29 protein-coding genes are annotated in these 25,048 nt (G+C 69.5%); 16 read left to right on the forward strand and 13 right to left on the reverse strand.

Annotated elements, in window-relative coordinates; all coding sequences use genetic code 11:
- Positions 1-5: 5 nt before the first annotated feature.
- From AB2U09_RS12650 to AB2U09_RS12660, 3 genes are all read left to right on the forward strand, one after another.
- A complete protein-coding gene (locus AB2U09_RS12650) occupies positions 6-1,133 on the forward strand; it encodes an ORC1-type DNA replication protein (protein WP_459193083.1) in 1,128 nt (375 codons plus the stop codon).
- Positions 1,134-1,214: 81 nt separating this feature from the next.
- Positions 1,215-1,493 (forward strand): type II toxin-antitoxin system HicB family antitoxin, encoded by a 279-nt coding sequence (locus tag AB2U09_RS12655; protein WP_459193084.1) that lies wholly within the window; start codon positions 1,215-1,217, stop codon positions 1,491-1,493.
- 5 nt (positions 1,494-1,498) lie between these two features.
- Entirely contained in the window at positions 1,499-1,744 is a 246-nt protein-coding gene (locus AB2U09_RS12660; protein WP_459193085.1) for a type II toxin-antitoxin system HicA family toxin, read from the forward strand.
- A gap of 2 nt (positions 1,745-1,746) precedes the next feature.
- Here the strand turns inward: AB2U09_RS12660 and AB2U09_RS12665 are convergent, their stop codons facing one another.
- From AB2U09_RS12665 to AB2U09_RS12675, 3 genes are all read right to left on the reverse strand, one after another.
- Positions 1,747-2,145 carry a universal stress protein gene (locus AB2U09_RS12665; RefSeq protein WP_459193086.1) on the reverse strand — a complete coding sequence of 133 codons (399 nt, stop codon included), beginning with the start codon at positions 2,143-2,145 and terminating at the stop codon, positions 1,747-1,749.
- Positions 2,146-2,166: 21 nt separating this feature from the next.
- Positions 2,167-3,129, reverse strand: coding sequence for a DUF8054 domain-containing protein (locus tag AB2U09_RS12670; protein ID WP_459193087.1), 963 nt, complete (start codon positions 3,127-3,129; stop codon positions 2,167-2,169).
- Between the two features lie 81 nt (positions 3,130-3,210).
- A complete protein-coding gene (locus AB2U09_RS12675; RefSeq protein ID WP_459193088.1) occupies positions 3,211-3,906 on the reverse strand; it encodes a glycerophosphodiester phosphodiesterase in 696 nt (231 codons plus the stop codon).
- Positions 3,907-4,041: 135 nt separating this feature from the next.
- Here AB2U09_RS12675 and AB2U09_RS12680 point away from each other — a divergent pair, with 135 nt between their 5' ends.
- The 7 genes from AB2U09_RS12680 to AB2U09_RS12710 all read left to right on the forward strand — a co-directional run bounded on the left by AB2U09_RS12680 (position 4,042) and on the right by AB2U09_RS12710 (position 9,590).
- Positions 4,042-5,667: an extracellular solute-binding protein gene (locus AB2U09_RS12680; protein ID WP_459193089.1), complete on the forward strand. Its 1,626-nt coding sequence runs from the start codon at positions 4,042-4,044 to the stop codon at positions 5,665-5,667.
- A 1-nt stretch (position 5,668) separates the two neighbouring features.
- On the forward strand, positions 5,669-6,649 hold the full coding sequence (locus tag AB2U09_RS12685; RefSeq protein WP_459193090.1) for a carbohydrate ABC transporter permease: 981 nt from the start codon (positions 5,669-5,671) through the stop codon (positions 6,647-6,649).
- Positions 6,649-7,605 carry a carbohydrate ABC transporter permease gene (locus AB2U09_RS12690; protein WP_459193091.1) on the forward strand — a complete coding sequence of 319 codons (957 nt, stop codon included), beginning with the start codon at positions 6,649-6,651 and terminating at the stop codon, positions 7,603-7,605. Before AB2U09_RS12685 ends, AB2U09_RS12690 begins: the two co-directional genes overlap by 1 nt.
- Positions 7,606-7,608: 3 nt before the next feature.
- A complete protein-coding gene (locus tag AB2U09_RS12695; protein ID WP_459193092.1) occupies positions 7,609-8,811 on the forward strand; it encodes an ABC transporter ATP-binding protein in 1,203 nt (400 codons plus the stop codon).
- A 2-nt stretch (positions 8,812-8,813) separates the two neighbouring features.
- The gene (locus AB2U09_RS12700) at positions 8,814-9,017 is read left to right on the forward strand and encodes a DUF8005 family protein (protein WP_459193093.1); all 204 of its coding nucleotides are present in this window, start codon (positions 8,814-8,816) and stop codon (positions 9,015-9,017) included.
- Positions 9,018-9,120: 103 nt separating this feature from the next.
- Positions 9,121-9,363 carry a hypothetical protein gene (locus AB2U09_RS12705; RefSeq protein ID WP_459193094.1) on the forward strand — a complete coding sequence of 81 codons (243 nt, stop codon included), beginning with the start codon at positions 9,121-9,123 and terminating at the stop codon, positions 9,361-9,363.
- Between the two features lie 71 nt (positions 9,364-9,434).
- Positions 9,435-9,590 (forward strand): hypothetical protein, encoded by a 156-nt coding sequence (locus AB2U09_RS12710; protein WP_459193095.1) that lies wholly within the window; start codon positions 9,435-9,437, stop codon positions 9,588-9,590.
- A 72-nt stretch (positions 9,591-9,662) separates the two neighbouring features.
- Here the strand turns inward: AB2U09_RS12710 and AB2U09_RS12715 are convergent, their stop codons facing one another.
- Together AB2U09_RS12715 and AB2U09_RS12720 are read right to left on the reverse strand one after the other, a co-directional pair.
- Positions 9,663-9,914 carry a hypothetical protein gene (locus tag AB2U09_RS12715; RefSeq protein WP_459193096.1) on the reverse strand — a complete coding sequence of 84 codons (252 nt, stop codon included), beginning with the start codon at positions 9,912-9,914 and terminating at the stop codon, positions 9,663-9,665.
- A 71-nt stretch (positions 9,915-9,985) separates the two neighbouring features.
- The gene (locus AB2U09_RS12720; RefSeq protein WP_459193097.1) at positions 9,986-10,555 is read right to left on the reverse strand and encodes a rhomboid family intramembrane serine protease; all 570 of its coding nucleotides are present in this window, start codon (positions 10,553-10,555) and stop codon (positions 9,986-9,988) included.
- A gap of 87 nt (positions 10,556-10,642) precedes the next feature.
- Here AB2U09_RS12720 and AB2U09_RS12725 point away from each other — a divergent pair, with 87 nt between their 5' ends.
- Together AB2U09_RS12725 and AB2U09_RS12730 are read left to right on the forward strand one after the other, a co-directional pair.
- Positions 10,643-11,104: a GIY-YIG nuclease family protein gene (locus tag AB2U09_RS12725; RefSeq protein ID WP_459193098.1), complete on the forward strand. Its 462-nt coding sequence runs from the start codon at positions 10,643-10,645 to the stop codon at positions 11,102-11,104.
- 79 nt (positions 11,105-11,183) lie between these two features.
- Entirely contained in the window at positions 11,184-13,595 is a 2,412-nt protein-coding gene (locus tag AB2U09_RS12730; RefSeq protein WP_459193099.1) for a sensor histidine kinase, read from the forward strand.
- Positions 13,596-13,664: 69 nt separating this feature from the next.
- Here the strand turns inward: AB2U09_RS12730 and AB2U09_RS12735 are convergent, their stop codons facing one another.
- On the reverse strand, positions 13,665-13,940 hold the full coding sequence (locus AB2U09_RS12735; RefSeq protein WP_459193100.1) for a HalOD1 output domain-containing protein: 276 nt from the start codon (positions 13,938-13,940) through the stop codon (positions 13,665-13,667).
- Positions 13,941-14,451: 511 nt separating this feature from the next.
- Here AB2U09_RS12735 and AB2U09_RS12740 point away from each other — a divergent pair.
- The 3 genes from AB2U09_RS12740 (at position 14,452) to AB2U09_RS12750 (ending at position 17,293) form a co-directional block, all read left to right on the forward strand.
- Positions 14,452-15,105, forward strand: coding sequence for a helix-hairpin-helix domain-containing protein (locus tag AB2U09_RS12740; protein WP_459193101.1), 654 nt, complete (start codon positions 14,452-14,454; stop codon positions 15,103-15,105).
- Positions 15,106-15,232: 127 nt separating this feature from the next.
- Positions 15,233-16,402 carry a Vms1/Ankzf1 family peptidyl-tRNA hydrolase gene (locus AB2U09_RS12745; protein ID WP_459193102.1) on the forward strand — a complete coding sequence of 390 codons (1,170 nt, stop codon included), beginning with the start codon at positions 15,233-15,235 and terminating at the stop codon, positions 16,400-16,402.
- 51 nt (positions 16,403-16,453) lie between these two features.
- On the forward strand, positions 16,454-17,293 hold the full coding sequence (locus tag AB2U09_RS12750; RefSeq protein WP_459193103.1) for a DUF5694 domain-containing protein: 840 nt from the start codon (positions 16,454-16,456) through the stop codon (positions 17,291-17,293).
- A 27-nt stretch (positions 17,294-17,320) separates the two neighbouring features.
- On the opposite strand, the gene AB2U09_RS12755 is transcribed toward AB2U09_RS12750, so the two are convergent.
- The 6 genes from AB2U09_RS12755 to AB2U09_RS12780 form a co-directional block, all read right to left on the reverse strand.
- Positions 17,321-18,133: an aldo/keto reductase gene (locus AB2U09_RS12755; protein ID WP_459193104.1), complete on the reverse strand. Its 813-nt coding sequence runs from the start codon at positions 18,131-18,133 to the stop codon at positions 17,321-17,323.
- A gap of 127 nt (positions 18,134-18,260) precedes the next feature.
- Positions 18,261-18,590, reverse strand: coding sequence for a hypothetical protein (locus tag AB2U09_RS12760; RefSeq protein ID WP_459193105.1), 330 nt, complete (start codon positions 18,588-18,590; stop codon positions 18,261-18,263).
- A gap of 116 nt (positions 18,591-18,706) precedes the next feature.
- Complete coding sequence (locus AB2U09_RS12765) at positions 18,707-19,723, reverse strand: ABC transporter permease (protein ID WP_459193277.1); 1,017 nt, start codon at positions 19,721-19,723, stop codon at positions 18,707-18,709.
- Positions 19,724-19,814: 91 nt separating this feature from the next.
- On the reverse strand, positions 19,815-21,098 hold the full coding sequence (locus AB2U09_RS12770) for an ABC transporter permease (protein ID WP_459193106.1): 1,284 nt from the start codon (positions 21,096-21,098) through the stop codon (positions 19,815-19,817).
- A gap of 46 nt (positions 21,099-21,144) precedes the next feature.
- Positions 21,145-22,776 carry an ABC transporter ATP-binding protein gene (locus AB2U09_RS12775; protein WP_459193107.1) on the reverse strand — a complete coding sequence of 544 codons (1,632 nt, stop codon included), beginning with the start codon at positions 22,774-22,776 and terminating at the stop codon, positions 21,145-21,147.
- 12 nt (positions 22,777-22,788) lie between these two features.
- Entirely contained in the window at positions 22,789-23,895 is a 1,107-nt protein-coding gene (locus AB2U09_RS12780) for a BMP family lipoprotein (RefSeq protein WP_459193108.1), read from the reverse strand.
- Between the two features lie 190 nt (positions 23,896-24,085).
- Between AB2U09_RS12780 and AB2U09_RS12785 the strand changes: the two genes are divergently transcribed.
- Positions 24,086-24,697, forward strand: a complete 612-nt coding sequence (locus AB2U09_RS12785; protein WP_459193109.1) for an MBL fold metallo-hydrolase — start codon at positions 24,086-24,088, stop codon at positions 24,695-24,697.
- A 117-nt stretch (positions 24,698-24,814) separates the two neighbouring features.
- Here the strand turns inward: AB2U09_RS12785 and AB2U09_RS12790 are convergent, their stop codons facing one another.
- Positions 24,815-24,964 (reverse strand): 50S ribosomal protein L40e, encoded by a 150-nt coding sequence (locus AB2U09_RS12790; protein WP_459193110.1) that lies wholly within the window; start codon positions 24,962-24,964, stop codon positions 24,815-24,817.
- Between the last annotated feature and the right edge of the window lie 84 nt (positions 24,965-25,048).

A 25,048-nucleotide genomic window follows, 5' to 3' on the forward strand; every position in this document is an offset into this window, starting at 1 on the left:
AAGTAATGACGGAGGACCCCGAGGAGGGGATGCTGTCGTGGGACGAATCGGTGTTCCGCGACGAACACGTCTTCGAGATCGACTACCTGCCGGAGACGTTTCTCCACCGCGACACGCAGATGGAGACGCTGAAGTACGCGCTCCGCCCCGCCGTCCGGGGTTCGCGACCGCTGAACGTCGTCGCGCGCGGGCCGCCCGGCACCGGCAAGACCACCGCCGTCCAGAAGCTGTTCGGCGAGCTACAGGCCCAGACCGACGTGAAGACCGTCCGCGTGAACTGTCAGGTCAACTCGACGCGCTACTCGGTGTTCTCGCGGCTATTTGAAGGCGTCTTCGACTACGAACCGCCCTCGTCGGGCATCTCGTTCAAGAAGCTGTTCTCGCAGATCACCGACCAGCTCGTCGCCGACGACCGCGTGCTCGCGGTCGCGCTCGACGACGTGAACTACCTCTTCTACGAGGACGAGGCCTCGGACACGCTCTACTCGCTGCTGCGCGCCCACGAGGAGCAGGGCGGCGCCAAGATCGGCGTCCTCTGCATCTCCTCGGACCTCGACCTGGACGTCATCGACGAACTCGACACGCGCGTCCAGAGCGTCTTCCGGCCGGAGGACGTCTACTTCCCGAAGTACGACCAGCCGGAGATCGTCGACATCCTCAAAGAGCGGGTCGACCGCGGCTTTCACGAGGGGGTCATGTCCGCGCCCGTCCTCGACCGCGTCGCCGAATGCACGGAGGAACAGGGCGGTGACCTCCGGGTCGGAATCGACCTGATGCGCCGCGCGGGGCTGAACGCCGAGATGCGCGCCAGCCGCGAGATCGAGATGGAGGACGTCGAGAAGGCCTACGACAAGTCGAAGTACGTCCACCTCTCGCGGCGCCTGCAGGAGCTGTCGGACTCCGAGAGCGCGCTCCTCGAAGTGATCGCCGAGCACGACGGCAAGCGCGCGGGCGACATCTACGACGTGTTCAACGACGAGACCGGGCTGGGCTACACCCGCTACTCCGAGGTGACGAACAAGCTCGACCAGCTGGGGATCATCGACGCGCGCTACGCCGACGTGGAAGGCCGCGGTCGCTCCCGCGAACTAACGCTCAACTACGACGCCGACGCCGTCCTCGAACGGTTGTAGCTCTTGGAGACGACTATTCGAGTGACGCCCGAATCGGTCTGTGGGCGAAGGTTTATCGCCGAGACCGCGTAACGTCGCCACATGGCGAGTGCGACAGATGACTCCGAGGGTGACGGTCCCGACGGTATCGAGTTCGTCCGGGAAGACGACGGGACGATCACTGCTCGGGATCTGGAGACCGGCCTCGCACGTGGCGGCGACAGCCGCGCCGAAGCACTTGCGCAACTTGCGGAGGTCTTGGAACTCCACGAGGGCGGCGGCGAGCCGATCGAGAACCCGGACGAGTTCCTGCGGGAGGAACTGGACGTCGAACCCGACGAGCGCGACGGCGACGAACCGCTCCCCGAGTTTCTCCGCTAATCCCGATGGTGCGGACGACGTTTTCGGGCCGGGAGATCATCTCAGTGCTGACCGATTTCGGGTACCGTCCGGTCTCGCGGTCCGGTAGCCACGTTCGGCTCCGATACGAGAACACCGACACCGGGGAGGTCAGGAACGTCGACGTCCCGATGCACACGGAGATCCGGATCGGGACGCTTCGTTCTATCGCCGACCAGTGCGGTGCCGAAGACTTCGAGGCGTGGTGTCGCTGGATCGACGACCACAGGTAGGGTCACAGTTCCGCCAGTGGCACGACGACCACGGGGACGTCCACGTCGCCGAGCAACGCACGGACGGTCGATCCCGGCACGTCGCGGTCCCGTTCTTGAGCTTCTGCGGCGTCCGGGTCACCGCGGCGCGGGCCGACGACGACTACGTCTGCGCCGCGCTCGGCGAGGACGGCGCGGATCTCTTCGGCGGGGTCGCCTTCCCGTTCGAGCACCTCGACGGTCGCCGGTAGCAGCCGGGTTCGGGCGACGTTCGCGGCGTCGCCGGCGTCCCGGTCGTCCAGATCGGGCTCGGCGACGGTCACCACGAGTACCTCGTCGTCGGCGCCGAGGCGGTCGCCGAGGTAGTCGGCGGCCGCGGCGGTCGTGTGGACCGACGCCGTCGCGAGCAGGTAGCGCGTCATACCCGCACGTACCCAATGCCCTCACTCGAAGGCGGCGAACTGCGTCCGGCACTCCCTGCAGACGAGCGCGCGGAGCGGGTGGCCCTCGGCGTCGGTGCGCGGCGGGCCGCAGCAGCCGCCGGCCTTCCCCTCGGCGAGCGGGGTTTCGCAGACGGGACAGTCGTCGAGGAAGATCGCGAGGCCGTGGGCGGCGACCGCACGCGGCCCGGGGTCGAGGTCCGCCGACTCGGCCAGCGCCCGCGCGGCGGCCGTCTCGGCGACCGCGACCGGCCGCCGAAGCCACACCTCGCCCGACGGTTGACCGGTGCCGTCCGAGAGGACGACGTAGGTGCGGTCGCGGTCTGTCACCGACTCGGCGGCCTCCGCGGCGGGCGCCGCCGCCAGCGTTGCGGCCGCGAGCCCGTCGGGCGACCGGTCGCGGAGCCGCCCGATCTCCGTTTGCCAGCGTTCCTCGAACGTCGCTGCGAGTCGCACGTCGTCACCGTCGGCGTCTGCGATGCCTGCCTCGATGAGGTCCCCGAGGACCGCCTCCCCGTCGGCGACCGTCGCGTCGGCCAGCGTCGCCGGCGCGCGGCCGGAACCGTCATCGCGCTCGTCGGGCGTCGATTCACCCTCGCTGGATGCCTGCTGACTGCTTCCGGACCCCGTTCGGTCGGATCCGGACGTAGCCCGGTCACTCCCCGACGACGGACCGGCGGGCGCGGCCCGCGCTCGCGGCGGGTGGCCGGCAGCGGCGGAGAACGGGTCCCACGGCAGTCGGGCGACCAGTCGAGGCGCGAACCGCGGCGTGTAAGGGACCACGTATCCGCGGAGCCAGACGGCCGCGGTCCCCGCGACCGCCAGCAGCGCGCTCGCGGGGAGCGAGACGGGTGCGAGCGCGAGACAGCCGAGCGCGAGCAGGCAGAGGTTGGCCGCCGTACACGGCCAGCACCGGTCGGCGCCGGTGTGGTCGGGTCGGCGGATCCTCGGGCGAGATGGTCGCATACGTGACAGTTCGGCGGGTGACCGTTTGAGGGTGTCGGCGGTTTCGACGCGTAAGACGGTGCTACTGTGCGTAAGTGGCGATTACGGCACCGACAGCTCCCACGTGTCGGAGGTAACGCCGTCGACGCCGCGCTCGGCCAGCGCGCCGGCGGTCGCGGCCCTGTTCGCTCGCTCGCCGGCCGCGTCCAGCAGCCCCCAGGCGTAAACGCCGAACCCGGCGTCGTGCGCCCTCTCGACGACGTCCCCGTCGAGGCACTGTCGCGCGTGCGGGTGGACGTTGTCGCACTCCAGCACCGACGCCAGATCGAGGTTCGCGTCCGAATGCTCGCCGAACAACAGCCCCGTCTCCGGATCCCAGTCCGAGCGAGTGATCTCGGCCAGCGCCGGCGCCGAGAAGCTGGTGAGGCGAACGGCCGGCCGACCGTCGCGGTCGGCCAGTTCGCTTCGCACGTCCGCCCAGAGACCCGGTTCCTTGAGTTCGACGTGCAGCGTCGTCTCGTCGAGGACGGCGTCGAGGATCTCGCCGAAAGTGGCGACCCGCTCGTCGGACCCTTCGACGCGCAGGTCACGGAGCGTCGCCAGATCGAGGTCGGCGACGCGGCCGCTCCCGTCGGTGAAGTCGTCGACGCGCTCGTCGTGGGCGGCGACGAGTTCGCCCGAGGCACACCGCCTGAGGTCGATCTCGACGGCCGGGAGGCGCTCGGCGGCGGCCGCGACCGCTCGGGGTGTGTTCTCGGGGCCGTGATCGGCGCAACCGCGGTGACCGACGAGTTCCATGCTTGGTGTCGGGCGGCCGTCATCAAAGCACCCGCGACGGTTTCGGCGCGCTGGGGGCGGTAATCCGACGTTATTCCGGGAATGTCAACGGATGCCGGACTATACCTTAGTCTGCAAGGCCGGATCATCCGGAATATGCCGGACGAATCCGCGTCGTCGAACGGGGAACAGAGCGCGTCGTCGAGATCGCGCCGACGGTTCGTGAAGACGGTCGGCGTCGCCGGGGCGGTCGGGCTGGCTGGCTGTCCGGGAGGCGGTGACGGCGAGGGGACGGCGGACGGCGGAGGCGGTGACGGTGACGGAGGCGGCGACGGTGACGGGACCGGAGACGGCGGAGGCGGGACGCCCGGTGGAGGCGGTGACGGCGGTGGCGGAGCGACCGTCGAGATGGCGATGCCGTCGAACGTCACCGACCGGGCCGAGGACACCCGCGAGGCGCTGTACGACGCGGGGCTCTCGCAGGACATCGAGGTCAGCTTCCTCTCGACCTCGGAGATCTCGGGCGACGTCCAGTCGCAGTACCGCAGCTGGCTCAACGCCGGCCGGGAGACGCCCGACATCTTCCGGATGGACAGCGGGTGGACGATCCCCTTCATCGTGCGCGACCAGCTGGTCAATCTCGGCGAACACCTCTCGGACGACGCGCTCTCGATGATCGAGGAGAACTACTTCGACGCGCCGATCCAGTCCGCACGCGCACCGGAGAACGCGGTCGGTGGCGGAGACGGCGGCACCGCCACGGGGTCCGGGGGCGATCTCGGGAGCAACCTCTACGGCGTCCCGTGGCAGGTCGGGTTCCCGACGATCCAGTACCGCAAGGATCTGGTGACCGACGCGGGTTTCGACCCCGAGGGGAACAACTGGGCGACCGAGCCGATGACCTGGCAGCGCTTCTCGGAGGTCATCTCCCAGACCTACGAGAACGCGGACGTCGAGTACGGCTTCAACTGGCAGGGGACCGACTACGTCGGCCTCTCCTGCTGTACGTTCAACGAGTTCATGACCACCTGGGGCGGCGCGTACTTCGGCGGCCGCGAGAACCTCTTCGGCCCCGTCGGCGAGCGACCGATCACCGTCGAGGAAGAACCCGTGTTGCAGGCGCTGCGGATGATCCGGACGCTCATCCACGGCTCCAGCGACGGGGAGGCCCTCGACGGCTACCAGCAGATCTCGCCCAACGCCGTCCTGGAGTGGACCGAGGGGCCGTCACTACAGCCGTTCACCAACGGCAACGCCGTCGCGCTGCGGTACTGGCCCAGCGGCATCTTCGAGGCGGCGACGGCCTTCGAAGAGTCCGACAACCTCGCGCCCGAGGACCTCGGGACGATGCCGATCCCCTACGCGGTCACCGAGGACGAGTCGGAGTACGACAACATCGGCGGTACCGCCTCGGCGCTGGGCGGGTGGCACCTCACCGTCAACCCCAACTCCACGAACGTCGACGCGGCCGTGCAGGTGATCGAGGCGACGATGCAGGAGAGCTTCCGGTCGTTCCAGTTCAGCGAACTCGGCTACCTGACCGGCGACCAGCGGCTGTTCGACCCCGCGAACGTCGGCGACGTCGACCCGTGGGGCCCCCACCTGGAAACGCTCCAGATCGCCGGCGAGAACGCCATCCCGCGGCCGGTCACGGTCGTCTGGCCCGACCAGTCGTCGCAGGTCGCCAGCCGCGTCAACGCCGTGATCGCCCAGCAGCAGGCCCCCGGCGAGGCGATGTCCGCGCTCGCGGGGAGCCTCGAAGAGATCGAGCAGAGCGTCTAAGATGGCGACCAGCGACGAGCACTCACGGAGCCGCCTGCGGTCGGCAGCCGTCGCCCCGGCCAACTGGACCGAGCGCCTCTCCGAACAGCAGTTCGCGTACGTCCTCCTCGTCCCGACGCTGCTGCTCGTCTCCACGATGGCCCTGTGGCCGCTGGTGAGCACCTTCGAGATGTCGCTGCGGGCCGACGCGCTGTTCAGCGCCGAGTACGTCGGCGAGTTCGTCGGCTTCGAGAACTACGTCGAACTGCTGACCGGCCAGCGCAACGCCGTCCTCGGGAGCCCCTTCGTCGACTTCGCCCAGCCGTTCCAGAGCGCGCTGACGGTGACGCTCATCTACGTCGCCATCGCGGTCACGCTCGAGACGATCATCGGCTTCGGACAGGCGCTCGTGCTCGACCAGAGCTTCCGCGGCCGGCGCTGGGTCCGCGTCGCGATCCTCATCCCGTGGGCGGTGCCCATCGCCATCCAGGGGCTCATCTTCTGGCTGTTCTTCCAGCCGGGGGTCGGGTTCGGGACGACGATCATGCGCGACTGGCTCGGGATCTTCTCGCAGAACCCGCTGATCAACAGCGTCGACACGATGATCATCGTCATCGTCGCCGACGTCTGGAAGACCTCGGCGTTCATGGCGCTGCTCATCCTCGCGGGCCTCCAGAGCGTCGACCGCAGCCTCTACGACGTCGCCCGCGTCGCCGGCGCCTCGCGGGTCCAGCAGTTCCGGTACATCACCTTCCCGCTGGTCCTGCCGGCGCTGCTGGTCGCGCTGCTGTTCCGGACGATCCAGTCGATGCGCGTCTACGGGATCATCGAGACGACCGGCGGCTGTTCGACGATGCCGTCGCTGACGTGCATGGTCGTCGATACGTTCCGCTCGGGCCGCTACGCCACCTCGGCGGCCGTCGCGTTCATCACTGCCGGTATCGTCGCCGCCGTGGCGATGATCTACATCGTCAAGTTCGCCGACCTGGAGGTGGGGACCTGATGGCCTCCGCGTCCGCGGACCGGGACGGCGACGGCGAGGACGACGGCGGCCCGCTCCAGCGCCGGGTGCGGGGCGCCATGGAGAACCCCGGCGACGCCTACCAGTTCCTCTTCTACGTCGTCACCGCCTTCTTCCTCGTGACGACGCTGTTTCCCTTCTACTGGCTGCTCGTGCTCGCGCTGACGCCACAGGGCGAGTTCAGCGACCTCGGCCTGCTGCCCAACGGGTTCAACCCCTACTCGTTCGTCGAGATGTTCGAGCGGCTGCCGTTCCACGTCTACATGTTCAACAGCATCGTCATCGCGCTGGTGACGACGACCATCGTCCTGCTGGTCGCGACGCTGGCCGGCTACGCGTTCGGCCGCCTCGACTTCCGCGGCAAGACGCCGCTGTTGCTCGTCCTGCTGGCCATCTCGTACTTCCCGCCGGCGGCCTTTATCATCCCCCTGTTCCAGTTTTTCACCGGGAACATCGAACTCCTGACGCTGCCGGTCGTCGGGACGCTCTCCAGTCCGGACTGGTTCAACACGCCCGGCGCGATGGTGGCGCCGTTCAGCGCGCTGTTCCTGCCGCTTTCGATCTTCATCCTGACGACCTTCTACAGCCAGATCCCGGACGGGCTGGAAGACGCCGCGCGCGTCGAGGGGGCGACGCGGCTGGGCGCGCTCTTCCGGGTGATCGTCCCGCTGTCGGCGCCGGGCGTGGCGACCGCGGGCGTGCTGACGTTCATCGGCGTCTACAACGAGTTCTTCATCTCCTTTTTGATGACCGACGGGCAGGCGGAGAACTGGGCGCCCATCGTCTGGGGCGTCGTCAACTACCAGGGCCAGTACCAGGCCTTCTACAACCTGATGGCGGCGGCGAGCATCGTCGGGGTCCTCCCCGTCGTGATCCTCGTCGTCGTCGCGCAGGAACGCATCGTCAGCGGACTCACCGCAGGCGCACTCAAGGAGTAACTCATGGGAGACGTCATCCTCGAACACGTCACGAAACGCTACGCGGACGTCACCGCCGTGGACGACATGAACCTCGACATCCAGGACGGCGAGTTCGTCACGCTCGTCGGCCCGTCGGGGTGTGGGAAGTCGACCACGCTCGAAACCATCGCCGGCCTCACGATCCCCAGCGAGGGGAAAATCACTATCGCCGGCGACGACGTGACGACGAAACCGCCGAAAGACCGGGACATCGCGATGGTGTTCCAGAACATCGCGCTGTTCCCGCACATGGACGTCCACGACAACATGAGCTTCGGGCTCCGCCTGCGCGATTTCCCGGACGAGGAGATCGACCGCCGCGTCGCGCGCGCCGCGGAGATCCTCCAGATCGAGGAGCTGGTCGACCGGATGCCCGACGAGCTCTCCGGCGGCCAGCGCCAGCGCGTCGCCATCGGCCGCGCCATCGTCCGCGAGCCCGCCGTGTTCCTCATGGACGAGCCGCTGGCGAACCTCGACGCCAAGCTCCGGGTCCACATGCGCACGGAACTCCAGCGGCTCCACAAGGAACTGGAGACGACGATCATCTACGTCACCCACGACCAGGCCGAGGCGATGACGATGAGCGACCGCATCGCCGTCATGAACGAGGGGCACCTCCAGCAGATCGCCCCGCCGCTGGTCTGCTACGACGAACCGGCCAACCTGTTCGTCGCCGGGTTCATCGGCTCGCCGAGCATGAACTTCGTCGAGGGCGTCGTCGAGGGCGGCGAGATCGCGACCGCGGGCTTCGACGTCGAGTTCGACCCCGCGCAGGTCGCCGAACTCGCCGAGGGCGACGACGTGACCGTCGGCGTCCGCCCCGAAGACGTCTACCCCGCCAGCAAAGCCGGTGCGCTCGCCAACCCGACCCGCCCCATCCGCGCCCGGACGGACGTGCTCGAACCGATGGGCGACCAGATCTTCGTCTACCTCGTCCTGCAGGGCGAGGACGCCAGCGGCGACGACACCGGCACCGCCGGCGCCGCCAGCGCCCACGGCGCCGACGAACTCCTGATGAGCGTCGAGCCCGACAGTGACCTGGCCTCCGACGAGGATCTGGAAGTCGTCCTCGACCGCGGGAAGATCCACGTCTTCGACACCGCGAGCGGCGACGCGCTCTGTCACGACATCGTCCACTCGGGGACGGTGGGCGGCGGCCACCCCGGCGCCCGGGAGGAGAGCTAACCGTGGTCTCGACCGGCGCGCTGCTGTACTTCGGGATGGGGACCCTGCTCTTTTTCTTCTGGGTCTACGGCATCTACGCGTTCGTCCGCGACTGCCGGCAGACGTACATTCCCGGATTCAAGGGCTGGCTCGCCCGCCGCCGCGAGCAACAGGCGGAGCAGGAACGCGAACAGGAGCGCGAGGAGCGCGAGAAACAGTTGTACTGAGCGCTCGTTCGCCCCCAGCGATTCTCTGGACCCGAACGGCCCGGTACATGGAGGCGATAGTTCCAATAGAAAACATATCCTCCGTCTGAAAGTCGAACAGATCGTGCTATCGAACGCCGCCGAGTCGTTCAGATACGCGTTCAGTCGCGACCTCCTCGCGCTCTATGGTGCCGTCGTGGTCGGGCAGTGGATTATGGACCTCTCACATATTGTGACGGCGCTGGTGCCCTTCCTGCCGCGGTTCGTCGAGCGGCTGCTCTCCCGGTCGATATTCCTCCTCGGGCTCGCGCTGGTCGTGGGTGGCGTCGTCGGCGTCCTCCACCGCGTCGTATCTGACGCCGGGTAACGACGGGGGATGGACGATGTCCGGCGCGGAACAGCGAAGATTTTTCGGCGCGGTTATCCAACTGGACACGAATGAACGTCCGGACTGACTCGTATCCGCTCTGGCTGCTCGTCTTTCTGGTGCCGGCGATCGTCGTCGGCGCGGTGAACGATTCGGTCGTCGCGGCGTCGCTGACTGCCGTCGTGCTGGCCGCGCTCGCGTACCTGTACTTCAACTACCCGTTCTGACGGGGAATTCCCCGCTCGCTCGCGCCGGCCGCCGACTGCGCCGGCGGACACTCCGAGTGCCGGAGGGGCGCGTTACTCGACGACGGGCAGGCCGTCGGCTCTGAGCGAGTCGAACGACCGGGAGAGCGCGAACCCGACGACTATGGCTGCCATCGCGGCCAGCGCGACCGGGACGAGCAGTTCCTCCATCCCGGAGGCGGCGAGGGTCAGCGAGACCGTCGTGGCGAGGAGGGCGATCGACAGCACGATCTCGAGGGTCACGTCGTTCAGTGCCAGCCACGTCGACGGGGCGACTCGACGGTCTGCCGCTGAGTTGTAACTCACAGCGTATCAACCGTCCACTGACAATTTAACTCTTCTGCAAGGTTCCGCGGGACTCGTCCGCTCGTTCGCGCTCACCGCGACGGCCGCAACAGATGTGCCCGCCCGCCCAGCAGACCGATCAGCAGGCCGGTGAAGTGGGCAACGAGCGCCACGCCGCGGCCCGCGGTCGCGACGGTGATCCCGCCCGCGACGACCACGAAGATGGCAAGCTGTGCGCGCGGGCTGAGCGGCGTGCGGTCGAGGACGGTATCGCTCATGCGGTTGCCGGCCAGCAGGTAGCCGACGAGTCCGGCGATACCGCCGCTGGCGCCGAGGACCCCTACCGAGGGCCCGACCAGGCCGCTGACCCACACTTCGGTCAGGCCCGCCAGCGCACCGGTGGCGAGGAAGAAGGCGTGAAAGCGCAGGTTCGAGGTCTGGCGTTCGAGATAGAGGCCGACGAGCAGCAGGACGACGACGTTGGCGACGAGGTGGCCGACGCTGAGGTGGGCGTAGACGCTGGTGACGATCGTCCACGGCTGGTGGCCGACCGGCGCCGAGAGGGCGAACGCGAGCGGGATCCGGAGCAGGGCGACGGCGCGCTGGAGGAGGAAGACGGCCACGATCACGCCCACCAGCGTCAACGTCGGACTTCGCGACACGTCCGGTGGTTCGACCACCGGCTACAAGAAAGGTCGGGGCGGGCGGAGCGGAACGCACTTGCCCGCGGTCGCCGAACCGCGGAGTCGATGACTGGGTCGACTGCGGAGGGGACGTACACGCTCGTACTCGAACTGGGCGCACCGGCGACCATCGAGGTGGGCGCGCTCGGCGCTCGCGAGTTCGACGCCGGCTGGTACGCCTACACCGGGAGCGCGTTCGGCCCGGGCGGGTTCACCCGCGTCGAACGCCACCGGGAACTGTGCGCCGGCGAGCGCGACGCCCGCCACTGGCACGTCGACTACCTGCTCGGCCACCCGGACGTGACCGTCGAGGCGGTCGGTCGCACGCCGGACGAAGACGTCGAGTGCGAGGTGAGCCGCACGCTGGCGGGTGAGCAGAGCGGCGGTGACGGCGACGACGCGGAAGCCCGCGAGCGCGTCCCGGCGTTCGGTGCGTCGGACTGCGACTGCGACTCCCACCTCGTCTCCGCTGTGGACGGGGCGTCGCTCCGGCGGGCGGTCGAGCGAGTACACCGCAAATATCGTTAATCTATGTGTAGCCCGGTCGAAATAAACTCATACGTTTAAGTACACCCTCCCGAAAGAGGGTGTAGACCGGCCACGAGACATGAGCGGCACACCGACGATACGGGTTCTGCACGTCGACGACGACCGAGACCTCCGGGATCTGGTCGCGGCGGCGCTCGAACGCGAGGACGAGCGCTTCGACGTGCTGACGGCGAGTGGCCCGGCCGACGCGCTGGACGTGCTCGACGAGGAGCGCGTCGACTGCGTCGTCTCCGACTACGACATGCCCGGCCCGACCGGCATCGAGTTCCTCGCGACCGTCCGCGAGCGCGATCCGGATCTACCCTTCATCCTCTACACGGGGAAGGGCAGCGAGGAGGTCGCGAGCGAGGCGGTTTCCGAGGGCGTGACGGACTACCTCCAGAAGGGGACGGGCACCGACCAGTACGCGCTGCTGGCCAACCGGATCGACAACGCCGTCGCGGCCGCGCGGTCGCGGCGGGCGCTCGAAGAGCGCAACCGGCGGCTGGAGACGCTGATCAGCAACCTCCCGGGGCTCGTCTACCGCTGTCGGAACGAACCAGGGTGGCCGATGGAGTTCGTCGCCGGGGAGTGCGAGACGCTCACCGGCTACACGGCGGCGGAGCTGGAGCGCGGCGCGGTCGACTGGGGCGAGGACGTCCTCCACCCGGCGGACCGCGAGCGGCTGTGGGAGGCGGTGCAGTCTGCGATCGCCGCGGACGAGCCGTTCGAGGTGCGCTACCGGATCCGGACGGCCGACGGCGAGGTCCGCTGGATGTGGGAGCGGGGACGGGCCGTCGGGGACGACACCGGGCGGATAGAGGGGTTCATCACCGACGTGACCGAGCGCCGCGAGCGCGCGCAGACGCTCGAGCGCTACCGGTCGATGGTCGACGCCATGCCCGACGCGGCCTGTATCTACGACGCCGAGGGCCGCTTCGAGATCGTCAACGACTACCTGGCAGAGTTCTTCGGGACGACGCCCGAGGCCCTCGAAGGCCACCGGAGCGCGCTCGTCGCGGAGATCCGCGCTGGGGCCCCGCCGGGCGAGGACCCGTTCCAGGAACTCGTCGACGGCGACCGCGAGGAGTTGCAGGGCGAAGTCGAGACGACGTTCCCCGAACACGGCGAGGCCGTTCTGGACTACCGTCTCGCGCGGCAGGTGATCGACGGCGAGTTCGACGGCGTGGTGGGGGTCGCCCGGGTCGTCACCGAGCGGAGGCGTCGCGAGGCGGCGCTGAGCGCGCTCACGGAGGCGACCCAGCGATTCATGGGCGCGCCGGACCGCGTGACCGTCGCCGAGCACGCCGTCGAGACGGCGGCGGCGGTACTCGACAGGGAGGTCAGCGGGCTCTGGTTCGTCGACGACGACGGAACGACGCTGCGTCCGGTCGCGGCGACCGACGCGGCGTCCGAACTGATCGGCGACCTCCCGACCTACACCGGCGGCGAGAGCCTGACGTGGGAGGCGTTCCGGAGCGGCGCGGTCACCGTCTGCGACGACCTCGGCGCCGAACCGGACCGGTACAACCCGGAGACGCCCATCGGGAGCGAGATCATCCTCCCGCTGGGTGAGTACGGCGTTCTCGTCGCCGGCGCGACCGAGCGGGCGGGCTTCGACGAGGTCGACGTCTCGCTCGCGCGGATCCTCGCCAACACCGTCGAGGCGGCGCTCGACCGCGCGGCCCGCGAGCAGGAGTCCCGCGAGCACCGCCGCGAACTCGAACGCCAGAACGAGCGCCTCGACGAGTTCGCGGGCATCGTCAGCCACGACCTGCGCAACCCGCTGCAGGTCGCGACCGGCCGCGCCGACCTCCTCGCAGAGGAGGTCGACAGCGACCACCTGACCGCGATCCGGCACGCACACGACCGCATGGGCTCGCTCATCGACGACCTCCTCACGCTCGCCCGCGAGGGCGGGACTGGCCTCGCCCTCGAAGCCGTCGACCTCGGTCCGGTCGCGCGGACTTGCTGGGAGGCTGTCGGCCGCCCCGATGCCTCACTGGTCGTCGAGCGCAGCGGATGCGTCCGCGCCGACCGCCGACGGCTCCAGCAGCTCCTCGAGAACCTGATCGGCAACGCCGTGGAGCACGGCCTCGCGGACGCCGAGCAGCAGCGACCCGATCCGTCGAACGGGTCAGCCCGATCGAGCGGATCGGCCGGGGCGTCGGGAGCAGAAGACGTTCGGATCGATGGGGAACGCGAGGGAGCGGCGACCGATCCGGCGGCGACCGATCCGGCGGTGACCGTCAGAATCGGCACACTCGAGGACGAGTCGGGCTTTTTCGTCGCCGACGACGGGCCCGGGATCCCGGAGGAGCGACGAACGGAGGTGTTCGCGAGCGGTTACTCGACTCGCGTCGACGGGGCGGGGTTCGGGCTCTCGATCGTCGAACAGATCGCGGATGCCCACGGCTGGTCGGTCACGATCACGGAGAGTGCGTCCGGCGGCGCCCGCTTCGAGATCACCGGCGTCGACGTCGCCGACTAACAGTCGTCGTCCCCCCAACCTGCGGTGGCCTCGACTCCGGAGCGTCGCGTCTCCGGAGCGCGGACGCGGTTACTTCCCTGCTGCAGTTCGATTGGCCGATTCGTCGCCGTGGCTGCCGGCCGCGGTCGTTGGCGTAACGCTGACCTCGCCAGCCTCGTTGACGACGACCTCGTAGCCATAGTACGTAAACGTGACTTCGAGTGCTCCCCCGTCTCGGCGATCCGCCGACTCGATCATCGATTCCAGCGCACCCACGTCTACCACGTCGTAGAGCGGTTCGTCCAGATGTAACGGATCGACGCCCTCACGCGCGGCGATCTGCCTGGTTACCTTTGTACTCAGCATTTCACCCATCACCGTGCGTCGCCTCGAAACGGACTGGCTTAATTGTGGCGATGCACATGCAAGATTCTGGAGCGATAGCCGGTCTGCCTGTTAGTTTCGGCAATTTCAAATATAACGCACTGGTTGCATAAAAATGTTTTTGATTTTACTTGTACCGCGGTCCAATCACATCGCGGCGGCCACCCGTCCGCGTGCAGTTCGAGGGTTCCCGGATCGGTCCCGGAGCTGCGAGACACCCCTCTCGGATCATGTGCCGGAACGGTCTCGACCGAGCGGTGAAGAGTCTCCCGGTCGACACGTCCGCCGTGTCTGCCACAGGTGACAGCGACCTGCCCGAAGCACTTGCACGCCTGCTCGACGGCTGCCTCGACGGCCGGCGCGCCGGCCGAATCGACCGCCGCTGACTGACATCTGCCACCGGCTGACTGCTGTCGAGTCGCTCCCACGGATCCCGGTCCGGTGTTCGACTCGCGACGCAGTGTTCAACCGCACCGAGCCCCTAGAACCGTCGATGTCGGTCACGGCACTGGTCGACGATCGTGAGCCGGACGCCGTCGCCGCTGCGGTCCGCGCTCATCCCGACGTGGCGGCGGTCGACGTGTGCCGCCTCGACGCGGGCGACATCGTGATCGGGGCGGTCGGGTTCGAGCGCAAGGCCGTCGGCGATTACCTCGGGTCGGCGCTCGGGCGGACCGGTACCGACCTCGAAGCGCAGGTCGCTGCACTCGACGAGGCCTGCGAGCACGCCTACGTCCTCGTCGAGGGGACGTGGGCCGATCTGGAGGCCCACTGGCCGGGCGTCGCCGAGGCCTCGATCCGGGGATCGGCCGCCTCGGTCACGGCGCGGTTCGGCGTCCCGGTCGTCCCCTGCGGCGACCTGGAGCGGCTGGTCGACGTGGCGGTCCGGCTGGCGCGCAAGCACGCCGAGGCGCCGTCGGCGCGCCCGCTCCCGACCAGCGCCGTGCCGTCGCGGGCCGAACCGGTCGCAAAGCGGATGTACGGCTGCATCGACGGCGTGGGCCCGACGACCGCACAGGCGCTCTACGAGGCGTTCCCCACCGTCGAGTCGCTCGTCGCCGCCGACGAGTCCGAGTTGCTCGCTATCGAGGGGGTCGGCCCCACGCGTGCGGAGGCGATCCGGGTGGCGTTTCGCGAACCCGAGTGACCACCGCGCTCCGCCGGCCGGCATCGCGCCGGTGGGTGCTTTCGCTTGCAGGCCTCGGCCCCTTTCGGGCCGGTCCCCTATCGGAGATACCACCCGACGGCGGGGCCGGTCGGGACTTCTCTCACCGATGACGACAGCGTACGAACTCGCCGACCGAATCGATGAACTGTCCGGGATCGACGCCTCCGGCGACCGCCTGCTGACGGTCGCCGTGCCGCCCGACGAGCCGGTCGGCGCGGCGCTCGAACGCGTCGAGGAGGCCCACGCCGACGCCGAGTACCTCCACCCTGAGGAGACGGACGACGCCGCTCGCTCGACGCTGGAGCGGGCGCGACACCTGCTCCACCGCTACGAGGAGTCGGGGACGCCCGAGCGCGGCCTCGTCGTGTACGTCGGGACCGTCGATGGCGAAACCCGCGAGTGGGTCTTCGACGACCTCCCGACCCCGGTGGCCGAGTCCGTCTACCGGCTCGACAGGGACTTCGACACCGCGCCGCTGGAGCGGACGACCGGCGACTCGCGGACCGACGGCCTGCTCGTCGTCGAGCGCGGCGGCGCCGTCCTCGGCCGGCTCGACGGCGAGGCGATATCCGTCGTCGAGTCCATCGAGAGCGCGGTGATGGGCAAGACCCGCGCCGGCGGGCAGTCCGCCCAGCGGTTCGCCCGCGAGCGCGAGCGCCAGAAGGAGGAGTTCTTCGACGAGGTCGCCTCCGAGGCCGAACGGGCGTTTCTCGCCGACGCGGGCGGCGGCGACGGCAACGCGGCCGACGCCGCCGCCGACGGCGGAACGGCCACCGAGACCACAGACGGCGACGGTGGCAGCGCACTCGCCGTCGACGGCCTGCTCGTGGGCGGGACGGCCGTCACCGTCGACGACTTCCTGGAGGGCGACCACCTCGACTACCGGCTCGACGACGCGATCGTCGGCGGGCACTACGCCGTCGAGTACGCCGGCGAGCAGGGCCTCCACCAGCTGGTCGACCGCGCGAGCGACGAACTGGAGGCGGCCGCCGAGCGGCCGGCCCGCGAGGCGCTGGAGACGTTCTTCGACGCCCTCGGCGGGGACGACCCGGTCGTCTACGGGCCCGAGGAAACCACGGAGGCGCTCGACTACGGCGCCGTCGAGACGATGCTGTGCTCGGCGGCCCTCCCGGCGGAGGAGATCCGCGAGTGGGAAGCGCGCACCGAGGAAGAAGGCGGCGAGACCGTGGTCGTTCCCGACGAGTCCGACCGGGGAACCCGCTTCCGGGAGGCGTTCGGCGGTATCGGTGCGCTCCTCCGGTTCCCGATCGAGTGAGAACCGGCGAGCGGCGCCAGCGATAAGGGCTGCGGCCGAGAACGACGAGCGATGAGCGACGGCACGCCGGACTCGCCCTCCACGGAGTGGCCGGACTGTGATTCCGAGCAGATCCGCGTGATGCTCCTCGGCGTTTACCACATGGACAACCCGGGACTCGACGAGGTGAACGTCGAAGCCGACGACGTGCTCGCGCCCGACCGACAGGACGAGTTGCGCGACCTCGTCGACGGTCTCGCGGAGTGGCGACCCGACCGTGTTGCGGTCGAGCGCCCGTGGGACCGGACCGACGAAGTGAACGACCGCTACGCCGAGTACCGGTCGGGCGAACGGGAGTACGACTGCGAGGAGACGTTCCCCGCACCGCACCCCGACAGGAACGAGCCGGCCACGGAGTGTCGGAGCGAGGTCGTCCAGGTGGGGTTCCGGCTGGCCGACCGCCTGGACCACGACCGCGTGGCCGCCGTCGACGAGCACCCGCCGGAACCCGACCGCGACCCGTTCGCCGACCGCGAGATCGATTCGACGCGGAAGACCGCCGTCGACCTTCCCGACCCGACCGAGATGGAACGCGAGGAACGCGAACGGCTCGCCGCGTCGACGGTCTCCGAGTTCCTCGCGCGGCTCAACGGCGGGGACCTCTCCCGAGAGAACCACGCCCTCATGTTCGACCGCGGGGTCCGGGCGGCGGACGGGCCCTTCGGGAGCCCGGCCGCGCTCGCTTTCTGGTACGACCGCAACGTCAGGATGGTCCACCACCTCTGGCGGACGGCCGACGCGGACGACGAGCGGGTCCTGTTTCTCGTCGGTAGCGGCCACCTCCGCGCCCTCCGCCACCTGCTGACCGAGGCGCCGATGTTCTGTCCCGTGAGCCCGATCGAGTACCTGTGACCGGACGGCTGATCCGGAGCGGTGCGGTCACCACCCGAGTTTCGACTTGATCGCGTCGACGGGGCCGCCGCGTTCGAAGAGCCGCTCCACCTCGTCGTCGGTCAACTGGAAGTCGAAGACGTCGAAGTTCTCGCGGATGTGCTCCGGCGAGGACGACATCGGGATGGCCGAGACCATCGGCTGCTGGATCAGCCACCGGATGGCGACCTGTGCGGCCGTCTTGCCGACTCTCTCGCCGATCCGTTCGAGCATCGGGTCGTCGGTCAGGTCGCCGACCGCGAGCGGGCTGTAGGCGGTCAGCATCACGCCCTCGTCGACGCAGAGCGAGAGCAGGTCGTCGCGGCGCTTGCGGACGTGATACTCGACCTGGTTTGTCAGGATCGGCGCGTCCGACAGGTCCATCGCCTCGCGCAACTGCTCGACCGAGAAGTTCGAGACGCCGACGTGGCGGACGAACCCGTCGTCGCGGAGCTCGTTCATCGCGTCCAGCGTCTCCCCGTGGGGTACGTCGTCGTTCGGCGAGTGGACGAGCAGCAGGTCGACGTAGTCCGTGTCGAGGCGCTGGAGGCTCTCGCCCGTGGATTCGACGACGTCGTCGTAGGCCCGGTTGTCCCCCGAGAGTTTGGTCGTAACGAACACGTCCTCGCGGTCGACGTCGGAGGCGGCGAGCGCTTCCCCGACGGCGCGCTCGCTGCCGTAGCTCTGGGCGGTGTCGAGGTGCCGATAGCCCACGTCGAGCGCCGTCTCGACGGCGCGCCGGCGCTCCTCGTCGGTGTCCATCCGGGCAGTGCCGAACCCGACCGCCGGCACGTCGACGCCGTCGACTGTGACGTACTCCATGCCGCCGATTCGCCGACAGCACCCGAAAGCGTTCGGCCAGTGCTTGCAGGCCGGGAGAGACGCCCCCGACGGCGAAAAACGCCGTTAAGCGGGGTTCAGCCAGTACCGCAATATCGGAGCGAAGCGTTCAGTCGCGGGGTTCCCAGTCGGGATCGTCGGACAGGCGGGCGCGAGCGGCGTCGAGGCCGCCGGCGACGGTTTCGAAGAACAGTTCCCGGCCGACGGGGGTCCGGACGCGGACGAGGGCGGTGTGGTCGGCCACGTCGAAGACGGTCAGTTCCCACGGCGCGGTCACGCACTCCCACCGACTGGACGCCGTGGCGTCGACGCCCCGGGTGATACGCTCGCCCAGTTCCCAGCTGAGCCGCGTCGTTCGCTCCAGCGAGACGGGGACGGCGTCGGGGAGGCCTCCGTCCCCGCGCCCGACCGCCCCGTCGCGAGAGCACTGTGTGGACATATCACAGGGAACGGCACTCAGTATGAAAAATCATCCGACTTCGGTGCGCCAACCCATGCCGCGTTCGCGGCGGGGCGCGCGACGGCTGTGGCGCCGCAGTCTCGCGGATCTGACGCTCACTCCTCCCCGGACTCGTAGTGTTCGCCCGCGGCCTCGGGGATGCGGGTGCGGCCGACGAGCGCGAGCACGACGATGACCGCGACGAAGGGGATGGTCTGGACGAGCGCGTTGGGAACGCCGAGGATCTGACGGGTCTGGAGGCGAAGCTGGACGGCGTCGAGGCCGGCGAACAGCATCGTCGAGGCGAGCGCGCCGACGGGGTTGTAGTTGCCGAAGAGGTACGCGACGATGGCGATGAACCCCTTCCCGTTGACCATCGTCGGGCCGTTGCCGCTGAACTGGCCGATGTTGAACGCGAGCGCGGCGCCGCCGAACCCCGAGAGCACGCCCGAGAGGAGGACCGCGGCGTAGCGCACGCGGGAGACGGCGATCCCCGCGGTGTCGAGCGCGCGGGGGTTCTCGCCGGCGGCGCGGACCCACCGGCCGAAGGAGGTCCGGTTGAGCGTGTACCACGCGGCGGCGACGGCGACGAACATCAGGTACACCGGCGGCGCGGCGTCGAAGAGCGCGCCCAGCAGCGGGATATCGGCGAGGACCGGGACCGTCCACGTCCCGAACGTGTCGACGTTGTCGGTGTTCGGCCCGCCGTAGACCACCTGCGAGAGGAGCGGCGCCAGCCCGAGCGCGATGAGCCAGACGGCCAGCCCGGCGATGATCTGGTCGGCGCGGAACTCGATGCAGACCACGGCGAACAGCCCCGCGAGCGCCGTCGACGCGAGTACGCCGATCAGAAAGCCCGCCAGCGGCGAGCCGGTGACGTCCGTCCCGTAGATGGCGGCGAACGCCGAGATGATAAGCAGCCCCTCCAGCCCGATGTTGATGACGCCCGACTTCTCGGCGAAGATACCCCCGAGCGCGGCGAAGACGATGGGGACGGAGAGGCGGAGCGTCGCCGACAGCGTCGACGTCGAGACGATCACGCCAAACAGCCGGCCGACGGACGATTCGGGGGCGACCACCGCGGCGACCCCGAGCAGCGCCAGCAGCGCCACCGCCGCGAGCGCGACCAGCATGCGACCGGAGAGGCCGCTGACGCCTCCGGACGCCTCGTCCGCGCGCTCCCCGCTGGTCTCGACGCCGCCGTCAGGCAGGCGCTCGCTCCGGTCAGTCATCGGCGGCACCTCCCGGGGAGGCGGCGACGCCCGGTTCGTCGGGTTCGAGCCGGCGCCCGATCAACCGGAAGAACTCCGGCATGGCGACGAAGAGGATGATCAGCCCGCGGAGGACGCCGACCAGTTGCGGCGGCACGTCGGTCGCGAAGTCGACGACCGACGAGCCCGACTGGAGGACGCCGAACAGCAGCGCCGCGAACACCGCACCGATCGGGTTGTTCCCGGCGAGGATGGAGACGGTGATGCCGTCGAACCCGTAGGAGGGGACGCCGGTCTGGAACCGCCCGAGGATCATCAGCACGTACACCGCGCCGCCGATCCCCCCGAGCGCGCCCGACAGCGTCAGCGACGCGACGACCGTCTTGGCGGAGTCGACGCCGCCGTACTCGGCGGCCGCCGGCTGGAGCCCCGCCGTCCGGAGGTCAAACCCGAACGAGGTGTGTTCGAGCAGGTAGTAGACGCCGCCGACGACCGCCAGCGCCAGCGCCAGCGCGAACAGCGAGAAGTCGAGCCGGGGGTCGAATAGCACGGCGGGGAACCGGGCGTACTCGGGCAGCGACTCCGTCTGGATGGCCTGGCTCCCCGGGTCTTGGAAGTGGTCGCTCACGAGGTAGCGGACGACCAGTGCGGCGACGAAGTTCAGCATGATGGTCGTGATCACCTCGTTGGCGTCGGCGTAGGCCTTCAGCGCGCCGGGGATCGCGCCGTAGAATCCACCGCCGAGGGCGCCGGCCGCCAGCCCGAGCGGGACGAGGACGAGTGTCCCGACGGTCCCCGAGAACGCGGGGGCGGCCCACAGGACGGCGAGCGCGGAGGCGAGCGCGCCGACGACGAGCTGGCCCTGCGTCCCGATGTTGAAGATGCCCGCGCGGAAGGCGAGCGCGACCGACAGCCCGGTGAAGACGAGGATGGTCGTCTCGCGGAGCGTCACCGCGAACTGGGCGTTCAGCGGCGACCACCCGCTCGACAGCGGGTCGCCGAGCGCCCCGAGGAACAGCCGGTTCCAGACGGCGATCGGGTCGTAACAGAGCGTCACCTCACCGACCGCGAACACCGGCGACCGACAGGTCGCGAGCAGGCCGCCGACCAGCACGATGACCGTGCCGACGACGATCGACAGCGCGAGGGCTGCCACCGCGATGAGCGCCCGCTCGCCCGCCGAGGTGCCTGCCATCCCCACGGCGTAGTCCCGAGCGCGCTGGAGGACCGTGTCGGTCCGCGACCCGTCGTCCTCGGTCTCCTCGTCCGGATCGTCGCCGGCGGCGTCGCCGCTCATCGGCTCTCCTCCGCTCGCCGCTCGTCGGTTCGCTCCCCGCCGGCGCTCATCGCGGCCCCTCCCGCTCGACGCTCACGTCCGCGTCGGGACGCTCGCCGGCCATCAGCAGGCCGAGCTGTTCCTCGGTGACGGCGTCTGGGTCGACGACGTCCACGAACGACCCCTCGTAGATCACGGCGAGCCGGTCCGAAAGGGATTGAACCTCGTCGAGCTTCGAGGAGACGAGCAGGACCGCCCGGCCGTCGCTCCGGAGCTCGTTGATGCGATCGTGGATGAACTCGGTCGAGCCGACGTCGACGCCGCGGGTGGGGTGGGACGCGACGACCAGCTGCGGGTCGCGGGCGAACTCGCGGCCGACGACGAACTTCTGCTGGTTGCCGCCCGACAGCGACACCGCCCGGGCGTCCACGTCCGGCGGCCGGACGTCGTAGTCGGCGACGATCTCCTCGGCGTGCTCGCGGGCGGCGTCCCAGTCGATCCGCCCGTTCGACGCGTAGGAACGGGCGTGCTGACTGCCGAGCAGTCCGTTGCTCACCAGGTCGAAGTCCATCACCAGTCCGCTGGCCTGCCGGTCCTCGGGGACGTAGGCCATGCCCGCGTCGATGCGCTGGCGCCGGCTCCAGCCGGTGACGTCGCGCCCGCGGAAGCTGATCTCGCCGGCGTCCGCGGTGTGCAGGCCGGCGACTGCCTCGACGAGTTCGGCCTGTCCGTTGCCGTCGACGCCGGCGATGCCGAACACCTCGCCCTCGCGGACCGCCAGCGAGACGCCGTCGACCGCGCGGACGCCGCGGGCGTCTTCGACGACCAGATCGCGGACGTTGAGGACGGTCTCGCCGGGCGTCGCCGCCGACCGGTCGACGTCGAGCAGGACCTCGCGGCCGACCATCAGTTCGGCCAGCCGCTCGCGGGAGGCGTCGGCCGCGTCGACGGTGCCGACGTTCTCGCCGCCGCGGAGGACCGTGATCTCGTCGGCCGCGGTCATCGCTTCGCGGAGCTTGTGGGTGATGAAAATGATCGTCTTGCCCTGCTCGGTCAGCTCCGCGAACACGCGGAACAGGTCCTCGACCTCCTGCGGGGTGAGCACCGCCGTCGGTTCGTCGAGGATCAGCACGTCCGCGCCGCGGTACAGCGCCTTCAGGATCTCGACGCGCTGACGGACGCCGACGCCGACGTCTTCGATGCGGGCGTCGGGATCGACGTCGAACCCGTAGCGCTCCGAGAGTTCGACGACCTCCTCCCGGGCGCGCTCGCGGTCGACCGCGAGACCGAACCACCGCTCGGGCTCGTTGCCGAGCGTGATGTTCTCGGCGACCGTCATCGGGTCGACCAGCATGAAGTGCTGGTGGATCATCCCGACGCCGGCGTCGATGGCGTTCCGGGGGGAGTCGAACTGCCGGGGCCGGCCGTCGACGACGACGCGGCCCTCGTCGGGTTCGTAGAGGCCGTAGAGGACGTTCATCAGCGTGGTCTTGCCGGCGCCGTTCTCGCCGAGCAGCGCGTGGACGGTCCCGCGCTCGACTCGCAGGTCCACGTCGTCGTTGGCGACGACGCCGGGGAACCGCTTCGTGATCCCGTCGAGGTGGACCGCGTCGTCTGCTCGCTCCTCGTCGGTAGTCGCCGTCCGTTCGTCGGCAGTCGCCGCCCGTTCCTCGTCACTCGCGTCGACGGGGCCAGTCATCGGTGGATGGTGTCAGGGCTCTTCGGGGACGTCGATCTCGCCGTCGACGATGCCCTGGCGCGCCTCGGCGATCGCGTCTTTGACGTCCTGAGGGATCTCCGAGCCGAGTTGCTGGCCGTAGGCGACCTCGATGCCTTCGTCTTCCAGCGCGAGCGCGGTCGTCGACCCGCCCTCGAAGGTGTCGTCGACGACGGCCTCGATGGCCCGGTAGACGGCGGTGTCGACCCGTTTGACCATGCTCGCGAGGATCACGTCGCTGTAGGACTCGCGGGTCACCGACTGGTCGCGGTCGACGCCGATGGCGAACCTGCCCTGCTCCTGGGCGGCCTGGAAGACGCCGGTCCCCGTGTTGCCCGCGGCGTGGTAGACGATGTCGGCGCCGGACTCGTACATCGAGAGCGCCGCTTCCTTCCCGCCGGAGGGGTCGTCGAAGCCGCCGACGTAGGCCGTCTGCACGTCGACGTTCTCGTCTGCATGGGCGACGCCCGCCTCGTACCCCGCTTGGAACCGGCGGATCAGCGGCGACTCGACCCCGCCGACGAACCCGACGGTCGCGGAGTCGGCGGTCGTCGACCCCGCGCCGGCCGAGAGGTCCGTCGTCGTCAGCGCGCCCGCGAGGTGGCCGACGAGGAACGACCCCTCCTCCTCGGCGAAGACGTACGAGGCGACGTTGGTGGCGTCGACCGTCTCGTCGACGATCATGAACCGCTGGTCGGGGTACTCGTTGGCCGTCTCCGGCAGGGAGTCGGCCTGGAGGAAGCCGATGCAGCAGACCAGGTCGTAGTTCGGGTTGGTCTCCCGGGCGAACTGCCGTTGATAGTTCGAGAACTGCGTCGTCTCGTCGGGCTGGGCGTCGTCGTACTCGATGCCGAGTTCGTCGGCCGCCCGCTGGACGCCCGTCTCGGCCTGGTCGTTGAACGATCCGTCCCCGAGCCCGCCGGTCGCGTACACGACGCCGATGTTGGTTGTGCCGTCACCGCCGCCCCCTCCCCCGTCGCCGTCTGTTCCGTCGTCTGCGGTGCCGGCCGTTCCGTCGCCACCGTCACCGGTACACCCCGCGAGCGCGAGCGCTCCGGCAGTACCCACGCCCCTGATGAATCGCCGCCTGTCGAGGGACATGTCACAGCACAGGGCCGCGATAGGGGTAAAAATTGCGACGACCGATAGTTCAGACACACGGTTTTTCAGCGCAAGCGCCGCTCACAGTCCATCTCGCGGCCCGATCGCGGGTCGAGTTTAGGTCGGTCGTCGCTGGGGCTGGCGGACTGCGGGCACCAGACTCAAGCGCTGGGCGGTCGATCCGCCGGGTATGGACGTCATCAACGTCACCGAGGACGCGGACACGTTCACGTGCAACGCCTACCTCGCGCTCGGCGAGACGCCGACGCTCGTCGACGCGGGCGCGATGACCGGCGTCACCGAGGTCGTCGCCGACCACACCGACGACCTCGACCGGGTGGTCCTCACCCACCAGCACGGCGACCACGTCGCCCAGCTGGACGCCGTCCTCGACCGCTTCGACGCCGACCTGTACGCCTACGGCGACCATCCGCGGCGAACGCACGAACTCGCCGCCGGCGACCAGGTCGCCGTGGGCGAGGAGACCTGCGAAGTGGTGTACACGCCCGGCCACGCCGACGACCACGTCTCGCTGGTCTCGGCGTCGTCGCTCTTCTCGGGCGACGTGGTCGTCCACGACGACGGCGCGTTCGACGACGGGAGCTTCGGCCGGACGGACATGGAAGGGCAGTCGCGCGAGCGGCTCATCGAGTCGATCCGGGACCTGCTCGACCGGATGCCCGAGGGGGTCGAACACATGTACAGCGGTCACGGGAGCGTGTTCGACGGCGACGTGCGCGAAGTCATCGAGCGCGCGCTCGAACGCGCCGAGCGCCGGGAGCCGAAGTACCCCGACGAGTAATCCGCGACCGCCGAAGTGGACCGTTTCCGGTCGAACGCGCAGTTACTGACGAATCGTTTTCGGAGAACCGGCGCGGCCGCTCGGCGCGTAGAGAGCAGAGAGAAAGCGAGAGCCGAATCAGGCGTTGCGGCGCTCTTTGCTCTTGCGGCGGAGCTTCTTGTAGCCGCACTTGCGGCAGCGGGTGGCCTCGACGGAGTTGCGGGCGTTACAGCGCATGCAGATCTGCTTCTCGAGTTCTCGGCGTTCCGCGGGATCGAACTTGGGCATACCCGCCTTTCCTCGTCGCCGCGTTTAAGCGTTGCCTCTCCGGTCGGCGGCCGCCGGACCCGGGCCGGTCGGGCGCCGACGCCC

The sequence above is a fragment of the Halosimplex yunnanense genome (assembly GCF_054504345.1).